A 12,791-nucleotide genomic window follows, 5' to 3' on the forward strand; every position below is an offset into this window, starting at 1 on the left:
ATTAATATAAGGAACTGAAATGAAACTTATTGTAAAACTTCTACCACCTGCTCATTCTTTTCAGTGAAGCGACCTATCTCCCAAATCACTTGACTGTGCTGCTTCATAGCTTCTTCAAACCAGTTCCGGTTTCCAGGATCTACAGCCAGCATTAGCCCTCCGCTAGTTTGAGGATCACAAAGTTTGACCAAGTCCATGCCCACCACTCCTTTTGTTTTGGCGCTGTAAGCATTCCAGTTACGATAAGTATTGTCAGGAAAAATAAACTGATTGATGTATTCTTGAACACCTGCTATCATGGGGAGCTTATAGAGAGCAATCTCTGCGGAAAGTCCCGATCCTTCGCACATTTCTATCAAATGACCCAGAAGCCCAAAACCTGTCACATCTGTCATGGCATGAACTTCTTCGTGATTGCCGATTATTTCTCCTATGGAATTCAACCTACAAGCAGTATCGATTAAGCTGATGTAGTCCTTATCAGATATCTTTTGGCGCTTTAGTGCCGTAGCCAATACGCCCACACCAAGTGGTTTGGTCAGGTAAATGATGTCTCCGGCTTTAGCGCCTTGATTCTTTTTGATTTTATGGGGATGGACAACGCCATTTACTGAAAGCCCGAAAATCGGATCTTTTGCAGCTATGGAATGTCCACCGGCCAATTCGATTCCCGCAGCTTTGCAAATAGATTTTGCTCCTTCCATTACCTTGGCTGCGAGTTCAGGCGCAAGTTTTTCTACCGGCCAACTTAGAATAGCATTCGCGAAAATCGGTTTACCACCCATAGCATAGACATCCGAAAGTGCATTTGAAGCTGCAATTCTTCCAAAGTCAAAAGGATCATCTACGATAGGAGTGAAGAAGTCCACTGTATTGATGACAGCCAAATCTTCTGACACCTGATAAACGGCAGCATCATCCTTTCCCGAATTGCCTACCAATAAATTTGGGTCGGATTGGGAAAAGGATCCACTTGAACTTAATATTTGGTCTAAAATTGCTGGTGCGATTTTGCAACCACAGCCTGAGCCTTCACTCCACTCGGTCAGTCGGGTAGGTGTATTTTCCATAAAATTGGGATTTTGCTTCAAGTAGTATTTGTGTAGCCTTGTCTTCATCAATTCCGGAAAGGTCTAACTGGATCGTTTTCCCATCAGGATGTTTATCAAGATCAAATGTATAAGCCTTATCATAGTAGATTAGCATGTTTGAGATCCAGTCTTCGTGATTTCCATCAATAATTGCTTGTATCGCTTGGGATGTTCGCAATCCCCCCAGACGTTTTTTGATACGTAAAACAGCGAGAATCAACTCATCCTGAGGTAAGCTTGCATATTCTTTTACAATCAAATCAATTCGTTCTTGGTCAGTCTTGTAAATATCGATCAGTGGTGAGGTAAGCATCTGATGGTAGAATTTATCAGGGAGAATTAGTCTTCCGATTTTTCGGCTTTCATTTTCCACCCAGCTGGGTTTATCGGGGTCAAGATTTTGTAAAGTTTCTGCAAATTCATTTTCAAATTGCTCCACTGAAGGTTGGACGGGTTGTCCAATAGCCCCAAATGCGGAACCCTTATGATTTGCAAGTCCTTCGAGATCGATGATTTGCTCACCAGCTTCATTGAGTTTTTTTAGTAATCTAGTTTTTCCACTTCCTGTTTTTCCTCCTAAAACAATTAGATTCCAATCTTTTCGGACCAGTTCATAACTGTAGGTCCTATAAGTTTTATAGCCTCCAACAAGGCGGAAGATTTCAAAGCCCACCATGCTTAATAACCAAGAAAGAATATGGCTCCTCATCCCGCCGCGCCAACAATAGATTATTATTTTTTTCTCAGGGAATCGCTTTATAGCGTCTTTTAAAATTAAATGAAATCTTGGACCGACTAACTCAAACCCTTTAATAGTTGCTTCTTCTGGACCTCGTTCTTTATAAAGTGTCCCAACTTGAATTCGCTCATTATTATTAAGGATGGCAATGTTAATGGAGCCTGGTATATGGCTTTGGTCAAACTCTCTTTCGCTGCGCGCATCTATCACAGGAAACTGATTCCGTAAACTCCAAAAATCATCTAAAGAAATTAACTGCTCCGCCATAACGTATGAAGATAAAAAAAGCCGCAAGGAATTCCTTGCGGCTCTGTATGCAATATAGTCAACTCTTAAAGTTGCGCATCTAATTTTTGTGACAAAACAGATTTTGGAACTGCCCCAACCTGCTTGTCCACGATTTCACCACCCTTGAAGAAAAGAAGTGTTGGGATAGATCTGATACCGAAAGCCTGAGCTACAGCTGGATTTGCATCCACATCTACTTTACCTACCACTGCTTTGCCATCGTAATCTCCAGCCAATTCTTCCACTACGGGACCGATCATTTTACAAGGACCACACCATTCTGCCCAGAAATCCACTAGGATTGGTTGTTCGGATTTGATAATTTCTTCAAAGTTTGCGTCAGTAATTTCTATTGCTTTTGCCATTGTATGTTTGGTTTTTAATTTCTGAGATTTCAAATATATGTGCAAAAGCCAATAGCGTATTAATAAGTTCCGAAGGATTTATTTTTTTTGCCTATGGGGCATTGAGGAAAACGATAGAAACTAGCTTATATATTGTACACAATACTATCATTCTTGACGGCGGTCCTTAGTAGATGAATACCAAGTGATATAGAAGAGTATTAGGAATAAGTGCCAAGACTCAAAATATTCTCTGCCTTACATCTAGCTACTAACTAGGGCTAGCTTGAAAATCCCGATTTTGGGATTTTCTGATGCATGGATAAAGACCTATTATGGTCAATAAGCTTGCACTTGCTGAAAAACCGTTCTCAGCAAAAATGGATTAATCATTCAATATGATAGCTTTTGATCTATTATTGGCGTTTTTCAGCATGCCCTAACTACTTGATACTATTCATGAAACTATGTATTCTCTTAAGAAAGTAGAACTTAAGCCGAGAATTCTCCTAAACCACCCGGTAAGCCACCTCAGGTATTTCCTTCAGTTCCTTTATCATTTCTGCACTAGGATCAATTGAGAATCTTTTAGAGAAAAGCTCTAAAGCGATATTTTCCTTACGATCCACTACATCAAAATACAGCTTGGCATCTCCCTTATACTTCTCTGTGATTGCCTGCAGTTTCTCCATCAAATCAAGTGTTAAATCATCCAAGTCAATATTAACCCGAAGACCTTTTACCATTTTGCCACGAATCTCGTCTAGAAGCGTGATGTTGCCGATTTTAAATTCCAGTTCATTTTCTGCCCAGCGCTTGCCTGCTACCGATCCACTGATGAATAAAAACCAACCGGGCATAAAATACTCTTTGAACTTCACGTAATCATCTCCAAACAGAAAGAAGGTAAATGCCCCTTGATAATCTTCCACCGTAAGTGTTCCGAATGGCTTTCCGTTTTTGGTAGTTCTATGGGCAAAACTGGAGACTGAACCTGCCAGTTTGATATCACTTCGGCTTTTTAAGCTTTCCAAGTCATTCAGATCAGGCAAAGAAGCATTGGTAAACGATTCGATTTCCAATCTAAACTGGTCAAGTGGGTGCCCCGATATGTAAAGCCCGACTACTTCCTTTTCAATATTTAATTGTTGCAGTTGGGTGAAAGGTTCCATCGGAGCAATGGTAGGAAGAGGAACTTCCATACTACCTGCTCCCCCACCAAAAAGACTCACCTGATTGCTTTCTTCTTCTTGCTGTACTTTCTGGGCGTACTTGGTTGCCTTCTCGATCAAATTCAAATCCCCATCCGCAGATTCCAAATATTGCCTTCTGTGATGTTGAGGAAAGCAATCAAAACCTCCTGCCATCGCGAGAGCTTCCATGGTTTTCTTGTTCAGGGCTTTGGAACTTACGCGCTTCGCAAAATCGAAAATATTTTTATAAGGTCCGTTTTTTTCACGCTCCACGATGATTGCGTCCACGGCTGCTGAGCCGGCTCCTTTGATCGCGGCCATTCCAAACCGGATTTCTCCCGCAGCATTTACTGTGAATCCATTTTTGGATTCGTTTACATCCGGTCCCAATACGGGGATTCCTGCCCGCTTACATTCCTCCATGAAAAATGTCACCTGAGTGATGTCATTCATGTTATTACTCAGCACCGAAGCAAGGTATTCAGCCGGGTAATGGGCTTTCAAATAGGCCGTCTGATAGGCAATCCACGCATAGCAGGTGGAGTGGGATTTATTAAAGGCATAAGAAGCAAATGCTTCCCAATCAGTCCAGATCTTCGCCAATTTCTTGGCATCATGGCCTTTGGCAGAAGCCTGCTCTACGAACTTTGGCTTCATCTTATCCAGTACATCTTTCTGCTTTTTACCCATTGCCTTACGCAATACATCCGCCTCACCTTTGGTGAAACCGGCGAGTTTTTGCGACAAAAGCATCACTTGCTCTTGGTAAACCGTAATTCCGTAGGTTTCCTCCAAGTATTCCTTCATGTCTTCCAGATCGTATTCGATGGTTTCAGTCCCATGCTTACGCTTAATGAAGGAAGGTATATATGCCAACGGTCCCGGTCGGTAAAGAGCATTCATTGCAATCAAATCCGCAAAAACCGTAGGCTTCAGTTCGCGCATGTATTTCTGCATCCCGGCAGATTCATATTGGAAGATACCTACTGTCTCACCTCGCTGGAAAAGCTCATAAGTCTTCACATCATCAATAGGGAAATGATCTGCGTTTAGCTCGATACCATGCCTTTCCTTTACAATCCGGATTGCGGTTTTTATAAGAGTCAGCGTTTTCAGACCCAAAAAGTCCATTTTAAGCAGACCTGCTGATTCTACCACAGAGTTGTCAAACTGCGTACAAACCATGTCTGAATCCTTGGCCAAGGCTACCGGGACAAAATTGGTAATGTCAGAAGGAGTGATGATCACTCCACAGGCGTGGATACCAAGATTTCGCACAGATCCTTCCAGCATTGTGGCTTGATTGATGGTTTTGGCTGATTCGTCCTGGCCTTTCGAGATTCGGATCAATTCATCAGCTTTTGCAATCATTTCGCCCTGACCTTTCAGTTTGTCCGAAAGTGCAGCTCTATTGCCGGCCAAGCCAAAAAGTGCTTTCAATTTAATATCAGGTACTAAATTGGCCAATCGCCCTGCTTCTGCAAGTGGAAGATTCAATACCCTTGCTGTATCCCGGATGGCTGATTTTGCAGCCATCGTACCGTAAGTAATGATCTGGGCTACCTGATTAGAACCGTACTTTTTGATTACATAATCAATCACGCTTTGACGGCCTTCATCGTCAAAGTCAATATCAATATCGGGTAGTGAAACTCTATCCGGGTTAAGGAATCTCTCAAAAAGGAGATTGTATTCGATTGGATCAATGTTGGTGATACCCGTGCAATAGGCCACGGCAGATCCTGCTGCGGATCCCCGTCCCGGGCCAACCGAAACTCCCATTTTCCTTGCTTCCGCAATGAAATCCTGTACAATCAAGAAGTAACCGGGGTATCCGGTATTTTGGATAGTGGCGAGCTCAAAGTCTAAACGTTCTTCGATTTCGGGAGTGATCTCCTTATAGCGCTTTTTTGCCCCTTCGTAAGTCAAGTGTCTTAAGAAGGCATTTTCCCCACGTTTTCCCCCATCCACATCATCTTCTGCATGTTTGAATTCTTCAGGTATTTCAAATGCAGGAAGAAGCACTTCCCGGGCAAGTTTATAGGTCTCGATTTTCTCAGTGATCTCATTGGTACACTCGATCGCTTCCGGCAGATCCGCGAAGAGTTTTTTCATCTCATCCGGAGTCTTGATGTAAAACTCATCATTTGGGAAGCCGTAGCGGAACTCACGTCCCCGCTTGCCAATGTACTTTTTCGGTTTGTCGTAGAGTTCCCCGTCTTTCACACATAGGAGTACATCATGTGCTTTTGCATCTGGCTTATCAGCATAATAGGCATTGTTTGCGGCGAAATATTTCACATCATATTTTCTGGCAAACTCCAAGAGTACCTCATTTACCTTTTCTTCTTCCGGAACTCCATGTCTGTTTAGCTCTACATAGAAATCCTCTCCAAACTGCTCTTTCCACCACACAAAAGCTTCCTCAGCTTGAGTCTCTCCCACATTCAAAATCAAGAATGGTATCTCTCCCCAAAGTCCGCCGGTCGTAGCGATTAGGTCTCCTTTGTATTGAACCAAGACCTCTTTATCTATTCTCGGTAAATAATAAAATCCCTCAATATTGGCGTAGGAAGCCAATTTCGCCAAGTTGTGGTACCCCGCTTTATTTTTTGCTATTAAGACGGTTTGGTAGCCATCGTCTTTGTTGGATTTATTTTTTCGGTCTCTACATAGATTGAATTCGCACCCCAAAATAGGTTTGATGTCCTTACCGATAGCTTCTTTCACAAAGTGAAAAGCGCCCATCATATTACCATGATCCGTCATCGCAATTGCAGGCATTCCGAGCTCTTTTGCCCGAGCTACCATCGCAGGGATCTCACAAGTAGCCTGAAGTACCGAATATTGGCTGTGGACATGCAGGTGTGTAAATGGAATGTCAGTAAGATCAGAGATATCCGCTTTACCTGCCTGTTTCAGTACATCTTTTGCGGCGGCTTTTTGAGCATCTTTTGCTTGCGCAAAATTAGCTTCCTCCAGCTTTGGAGCTTCGTAGATTACTTCAGGGATTGTAATTCCAGCCTCGGGTGCTTGTACTCCTTGGGCGATCAATCCAAAGAAACAGCGGGCTGTAGCATCCACATCATAAGCCGCATCGTGGGCGTCACCAAAGCCTTTGCCAAAAAGTTTTTGGTGCAACTCCGTTAGTGTAGGCCATTTGAATTTGCCGCCCCGACCGCCAGGTAGTGCGCAAAACTCCGTAGAGATATCTTTTGTGTCCAGCTGTTTTGCCGTCAGCGGCATAGTAGCTTCCGCCCGGTAATATTCCGAGCCTACTACATTGACATCAAACTCGACATTGTGTCCCACCAAATAGTTGGCTTGCTTCACATCTCCTTCAAAGATTCCAAGGATTTGCTTCAGGTCATGGCCTTCGGCTAAAGCACGCTTGGTCGAAATCCCGTGCACTTTCTCCGCATTGTAGGGAATGGTAAAGCCTTCGGGCTTGATGATGTAGTTGTGATTCGAAATCAGATTCCCTTTAGCATCGTGCAGTTGCCATGCGAGTTGGACTAGCCTTGGCCAGTTGTCCACATCGGACATGGGGGCATTGTAATCGCGGGGAAGACCTGTGGTTTCGGTGTCAAAAATTAAATACATACAGCTTGGGGAATTGAGACTTCAAATTAGGGCTAATCTCTGAAAGGAGACAAGTGGAGTGGGGGTAATTGTCGGGGAATTTTTATCCGAGTCGAATTTAACCACTGTGTACACAGAAGGCACAGCTTAATCACGATTTTCTTGCTATCTCTAAAAGCTGGACTTGGCGAGCCTTTTCACCACTGCCTTCCTGGCACCTAGCTTGAATTACAAGTCATGGGTATCACGTTGGGACTTTTAATCTCTGAGGAGGTAGATTGGTTTTCAGGTGAAAATGAAGATTAGGAGAATTCCGGAAAATCTTTCCATGAAATCACGTTTCCATAAGATCTTTTTTGGTTCAGACTTCCAGCATTCACCAGTCCTTTTGAGTATATAGGAATGGTAGAAATCGATTCGAACTTCGCCAAGCTTTTGAAGTTTTCTGTTAGGACTGTCTTGCTGGCTTTGATTTCATAAATGTCCAGGCTAAGCCCTTGATCTAGCAGTAGATCTACTTCATTGCCATGGTTGTCCCTCCAAAACCATGGACTTTGATTTTGATAACTATGATGCATTTGCTTGAAGAATTCTGCTACTATCATATTTTCAAATAACGCCCCTTTGACGGGGTGGGTAAGTAACGTTTCTCTCTTGGTGATCTTGAGTAAGTGGCACAATAGCCCAGTGTCGTAAAAATAGAGTTTGGGTGTCTTTACCACCCGTTTGCTGAAATTCTTATGAAAGGGATACAATTGAAATGTGATGTAACTGGATTCCAGGGCAGAGAGCCAGGATTTGGCTGTGGGCTGGGTGATCCCCGCTTCGTTTGCTAAGGCACTTAGATTTAATAGTTGACCTGCCCGAGTGGCGCATAGCCCCAAGAAGTTTTGAAACTGCCTCAGGTCCTTTACGACCATTAGTTCAGTGATATCGCGGTTAACGTATGTCTGGACATAATTCGGGTAGAATACACTGGACGAAATCTTTCGATCATACATAGCTGGATAAAACCCATGAATCAATTGACTAAAAGGGTCGTCTGCTAATAAGTCCGATGCTTCTAACTCTTTGATATCTAGAGGTAAAAGCTTAAATATAGCCACTCTTCCCGCCAGACTTTGAGTGATTCGCTCCATCAGGTGAAAATTTTGCGAACCGGAAAGAATAAAACCTCCCATTTTGTCAGATCTGTTATCCACGATGGTCTGCAGGTAGGAAAAAATTGCCGGAGCCTGTTGCACTTCGTCAAAAACAACCTGATCATCATATTCGTTGAGAAATCCATTCGGGTCTTTCAGAGCAAAGTCCCGGTTGTCTGGATTTTCGAGACTGACATAGCGATAGTCAGGGAAGAGGGTACGTAAAAGCGTTGTCTTTCCTGACTGTCGTGGGCCGGTGATTGCAAGTATGGGGTATTTATTTTGATATTCCCGTACTGCGCTGTATATCCGTCGATTAATAACGTTCATTTGCTACAAATTAACGTCTAATTTTGAAATTGCACAAGTTGTATTTTGAAATTGTACATGTTTCATTTTGAAATTGTACAGACTTGATTTCAAATTTGTACAGTTTAGCTAGTGAAATGGGGTTTTATTCTTACCGCCTATTTCTAAAAGGATTTCGCTGCTAACCATAAAGTCGCCTTTCGAAGGGTGTGTGACATTCATGTCCGCATTTTGAAGTTGACTTTAGCCGAAAGAGTTCTCTCGAAATCCAATTGAATTCCCGGAAGTAAGTTTTGATATCTACGAATGAGTTGCTGCATTGTACTTTCGAAGATGCATATATTTTAATTTATTGTATCTTCTAAGGTACAAATTGAGAGGTTTTGTGTATCTCAAGAGGTACAGGAATTTATCTCTTATCCTCCCAAGGCATATAAATCACCTTTTTGGTTTCAAAAAACTCTTCTTTGAAGTAGTCTTCGAGATGGTAAACGACATAGGACTTGCCCAATTCCTCCATTTCTTCATCGACTTCACCGCCTTTGAGATAAAGGATGCCATTGGGATACTCATTGATGTCTTCTTTACGGATTTTGTTTTTCACCCATGGATAAAAATTAGCCATACGGGTCACAGCCCTACTGATCACAAAGTCGTATTTGCGAATTAGCTGCTCAGCTCTTGCTTGCTGGGCTTCCACGTTGGAAAGTTTCAACTGCTTCACCACATCCTTCACCACTGTGATCTTTTTCCCAATAGAATCCACCAAATGGAAATGTGTCTCGGGAAACATAATCGCCAACGGAATCCCGGGGAAACCACCACCCGTACCGATATCCAATATTTTCGACCTGGGCTCAAATGGCATTACTTTCACTATTCCCAAAGAATGCAGCACATGATGCACATAGAAATGCTCCATGTCCTTGCGGCTGATCACATTGATTTTGGAGTTCCAATCCTCGTATAGCTCTTGAAGCTTGTCGAATTGTGCAAGCTGAGCTTCAGAAAGGTTAGGGAAATAGGAATGGATAAGCTGGGTACCAGAGTTCATCAAATGTGTTTTTGTTTGCCGGCGGCAATTTCGTAAAGTAATTCCCTGGATCGGTGGAGTTGTGCCTTCACAGTTCCCAACGGTTTTTCAAGTTCTTGTGCAATTTCCTCGTAAGAAAGCTCGTCAAAATAGCGTAGCTGTACCAGTTTTCTGTATTTAGCAGGTAGCTTGTCCACGAAAATCCTCACCATCTCGATCCGTTGCGTGCGGATGAACTCATCCTGTGGATTATTGTCATCATCTTCCACGTCAATGGTGACTGAGTTTCCTCCATCATCAGACATGGTTGTATTCAGACTCATGGTTTTGAGCTTCTTCTTTCGGATGAAATCAATAGTATTGTTGGTAGCTATGCGGAACAGCCAGGTAGAAAAGGTATAATCCTTCTTAAATCGATGGAGGTTTTTAAAAGCTTTGGCGAAAGCCTCCATCGTAAGATCTTCAGCATCATCCGCATCCCGGATCATTTTTAAGATCATGTAGTAAACGGCCTTTTTATAGCGCTTCATCAAAGAGGCATACGCCTGCTGATCTTTCTGTTGTACAGCCTGATCAATTAACTCAAAATCCTCGAGTGCTTTTTTAGAAAAACCGCGTTCGTTTATTTCCATTGGATGTCTTTTGCCTGATGGGATATAGTCCCTAAAATCCAAAAATAACCTAAATACAAGAAATCCAGCATCCAGATGTTTTTCGGTGGTTTAGTTCCTTGGATCTTTTTCTCCGCCGCTTTGAAAGTAAGCGTTATAAGAATAGACCTCAGTAGGATAATACCGAAAACTATGGAAAAATGTTCCCAGCTGTGGGCTAAACCGGTATAAATAAGTAATCCTATTCCTCCAAGCCAGAATAATGCATGGGAAAAGGAGTATAATCCAATTTTCCGCTTGTCTACTCCACGATAGTATTTCCCCACATGCAGATGTCTTTTTTTCTGAACAAGATACTCTTTATGCGTTTCTTTTGGTTTGGAAATCGTGTTCGCTTCCGGGTCCAAAACTATTGCGGTATTTCTACCGCTCACATACTGGTTTAGAAAAAGGTCATCATCGCCTCCTTCAATATGCCAAATTCCTTTGAACGCTTTTACATTCAAGAAGAAATCCCTACGATAGCATAGATTCCTTCCAATCCCCATAAAGGGCTTATTCCATAGCCCAAAAGAAATGTAATAAAGTGCCGTAAGCAAAGTTTCGAATTGAATCCAGTTATTCAAGAACCCGGGTTTTTGTTTATATCCTGAAAATCCAACGGCAAAAGTTTTACCCTGATTTCTCACCGGAGCTGTCATTTTTCTAATCCACTGGTTGGTCTCGGGCATGCAATCTGCATCAGTCAAGAGAATGATGTCATGCTTGCATACTTTTATGCCAAGCGTTAGTGCATACTTCTTGGCTGTGACATGCTGGGGGGTATACTTGATCGTGACGGACCGAAGTTTGGGGTAACTCTCCATCATGTTCTCCAATAGTCGATTGGTTCTGTCTGAAGACCGGTCATTGACGATCATGACATCGAAGAGTGGATAGTCTTGTTCGAAAAGCTTAGGGATGAGTGTCTTGAGATTGGAAAATTCATTGTGCGCACAGATTACCACAGTTACGCCTGCTTCATTTTTGGATGTAGATGGGGGGGGATTGTAGGCATAAAAGGCTGTCTTCCCAAAAATAAACAAGAGGTAAACTGCTTGTATAAGTATTCCGATACCGAAGAAAAACCAAAGTAAAAATAGGCCCATAGGTCGCTTTTGCTCGGCAAATATAAAATCAAATTCAGCAAACCATTTAAGAATAAGCGTATATTTTTGTAGGCTGATTGAGACAATGTGTAGAATGTCTCTCCAGCAACCCATTAGCGACATGAAGTTTACCTTAGCCCATCAAGATTCCAAAAGTAAAGCCAGAGCAGGTGTAGTGAAAACCGATCATGGTGATATCCAAACTCCTATTTTTATGCCTGTGGGTACTGCGGGTTCTGTGAAGGCTGTTCATCAGCGGGAATTGGATCAGGATATCAAGGCTCAAATTATACTTGGGAACACCTATCATTTGTATTTACGTCCCGGTCTTGATGTGCTTGAAAAAGCCGGCGGACTCCATAAATTCAATGGATGGGAGAAACCAATCTTGACCGATAGTGGAGGCTATCAGGTCTTTTCACTTTCAGGCACCCGTAAAATCAAGGAAGATGGTGTGATGTTCAAGTCCCACATAGATGGTTCCAAGCATCATTTCACACCGGAAAATGTCATGGATATCCAGCGGACAATAGGAGCGGATATCATTATGGCCTTTGATGAGTGTACCCCCTATCCATGTGAGTATGGCTATGCGAGGAATTCCATGGAAATGACCCATCGCTGGCTGACTCGTTGCATTGAACGTTTTGATGCAACTGAAGGGAGGTATGGATACAACCAGATGCTTTTCCCTATTGTACAGGGATCTGTGTATAAGGATCTGCGTAAGCAAAGTGCCGAATTCATCGCTTCGACTAACCGGCAAGGTAATGCCATCGGCGGACTTTCAGTGGGAGAGCCGGCCGAAATGATGTATGAGATGACGGAGTTGGTCACTGATATTTTGCCACAGGATAAGCCCAGGTATTTGATGGGTGTGGGCACGCCTGCCAATATTTTGGAATGCATTGCCTTAGGTGTGGATATGTTTGATTGCGTGATGCCTACGAGAAATGCCAGAAATGGCATGCTATTCACTTCTGAGGGGTTCATTAATATTCGTAACGAAAAGTGGAAGGATGATTTTACCGGGATTGATCCGGCAATAGGAGGCTATGTTAGTACTTTTTACACCAAAGCATATTTGAGGCATTTGACGATCAGTAAGGAGATTTTGGCTGCGCAAATTGCGAGTATTCATAATCTGAGTTTTTACCTTTGGCTTGTGGGCCAGGCTAGGGAACATATCCTTGCCGGTGATTTTGCCGTTTGGAAAGATCAAATGGTGAAAAAAGTGAGTACAAGACTGTGATATGAAATCGAGTCTGCCTACCGTCAGGCAGACATGACTCAAAAGTCACACATTGGGAT

9 protein-coding genes are annotated in these 12,791 nt (G+C 42.7%); 1 reads left to right on the plus strand and 8 read right to left on the minus strand.

The annotated features are described in order from the left end of the window. Nucleotides 1-26: 26 nt before the first annotated feature. The 8 genes from selD to ID165_RS25185 all read right to left on the minus strand — a co-directional run bounded on the left by selD (nt 27) and on the right by ID165_RS25185 (nt 11,594). The gene (gene selD / locus ID165_RS25150; RefSeq protein WP_192348138.1) at nt 27-1,070 is read right to left on the minus strand and encodes a selenide, water dikinase SelD; all 1,044 of its coding nucleotides are present in this window, start codon (nt 1,068-1,070) and stop codon (nt 27-29) included. Further along, on the minus strand, nt 1,033-2,097 hold the full coding sequence (mnmH, locus tag ID165_RS25155; protein WP_192348139.1) for a tRNA 2-selenouridine(34) synthase MnmH: 1,065 nt from the start codon (nt 2,095-2,097) through the stop codon (nt 1,033-1,035). Before mnmH ends, selD begins: the two co-directional genes overlap by 38 nt. 65 nt (nt 2,098-2,162) lie before the next feature. Continuing rightward, nucleotides 2,163-2,483 (minus strand): thioredoxin, encoded by a 321-nt coding sequence (gene trxA, locus ID165_RS25160; protein WP_192348140.1) that lies wholly within the window; start codon nt 2,481-2,483, stop codon nt 2,163-2,165. 488 nt (nt 2,484-2,971) lie between these two features. Beyond that, nucleotides 2,972-7,258, minus strand: coding sequence for a DNA polymerase III subunit alpha (dnaE, locus tag ID165_RS25165; RefSeq protein ID WP_192348141.1), 4,287 nt, complete (start codon nt 7,256-7,258; stop codon nt 2,972-2,974). A gap of 281 nt (nt 7,259-7,539) precedes the next feature. Beyond that, nucleotides 7,540-8,709 carry an ATP-binding protein gene (locus ID165_RS25170; protein WP_192348142.1) on the minus strand — a complete coding sequence of 390 codons (1,170 nt, stop codon included), beginning with the start codon at nt 8,707-8,709 and terminating at the stop codon, nt 7,540-7,542. A 388-nt stretch (nt 8,710-9,097) separates the two neighbouring features. Beyond that, nucleotides 9,098-9,742, minus strand: coding sequence for a 16S rRNA (guanine(527)-N(7))-methyltransferase RsmG (rsmG, locus tag ID165_RS25175; protein WP_192348143.1), 645 nt, complete (start codon nt 9,740-9,742; stop codon nt 9,098-9,100). Next, on the minus strand, nt 9,742-10,353 hold the full coding sequence (locus tag ID165_RS25180; RefSeq protein ID WP_057939687.1) for an RNA polymerase sigma factor: 612 nt from the start codon (nt 10,351-10,353) through the stop codon (nt 9,742-9,744). The genes rsmG and ID165_RS25180 overlap by 1 nt, the downstream gene beginning before the upstream one ends. After that, on the minus strand, nt 10,344-11,594 hold the full coding sequence (locus ID165_RS25185) for a glycosyltransferase (RefSeq protein ID WP_370539719.1): 1,251 nt from the start codon (nt 11,592-11,594) through the stop codon (nt 10,344-10,346). Before ID165_RS25185 ends, ID165_RS25180 begins: the two co-directional genes overlap by 10 nt. A gap of 7 nt (nt 11,595-11,601) precedes the next feature. Here ID165_RS25185 and tgt point away from each other — a divergent pair, with 7 nt between their 5' ends. After that, entirely contained in the window at nt 11,602-12,732 is a 1,131-nt protein-coding gene (tgt, locus tag ID165_RS25190; RefSeq protein WP_192348144.1) for a tRNA guanosine(34) transglycosylase Tgt, read from the plus strand. Nucleotides 12,733-12,791 lie beyond the last annotated feature (59 nt).

The organism is Algoriphagus sp. Y33, from assembly GCF_014838715.1.
Taxonomy (GTDB): Bacteria; Bacteroidota; Bacteroidia; order Cytophagales; family Cyclobacteriaceae; genus Algoriphagus.

Bases quoted from the DNA above. Each gene is read 5' to 3' on its own strand.
- ID165_RS25170 (WP_192348142.1), bottom strand. From the start codon at position 8,709: ATGAACGTTATTAATCGACGGATATACAGCGCAGTACGGGAATATCAA.
- tgt (WP_192348144.1), top strand. From the start codon at position 11,602: ATGAAGTTTACCTTAGCCCATCAAGATTCCAAAAGTAAAGCCAGAGCA.
- ID165_RS25185 (WP_370539719.1), bottom strand. From the start codon at position 11,594: ATGGGTTGCTGGAGAGACATTCTACACATTGTCTCAATCAGCCTACAA.
- selD (WP_192348138.1), bottom strand. From the start codon at position 1,070: ATGGAAAATACACCTACCCGACTGACCGAGTGGAGTGAAGGCTCAGGC.
- trxA (WP_192348140.1), bottom strand. From the start codon at position 2,483: ATGGCAAAAGCAATAGAAATTACTGACGCAAACTTTGAAGAAATTATC.
- mnmH (WP_192348139.1), bottom strand. From the start codon at position 2,097: ATGGCGGAGCAGTTAATTTCTTTAGATGATTTTTGGAGTTTACGGAAT.
- ID165_RS25180 (WP_057939687.1), bottom strand. From the start codon at position 10,353: ATGGAAATAAACGAACGCGGTTTTTCTAAAAAAGCACTCGAGGATTTT.
- rsmG (WP_192348143.1), bottom strand. From the start codon at position 9,742: ATGAACTCTGGTACCCAGCTTATCCATTCCTATTTCCCTAACCTTTCT.
- dnaE (WP_192348141.1), bottom strand. From the start codon at position 7,258: ATGTATTTAATTTTTGACACCGAAACCACAGGTCTTCCCCGCGATTAC.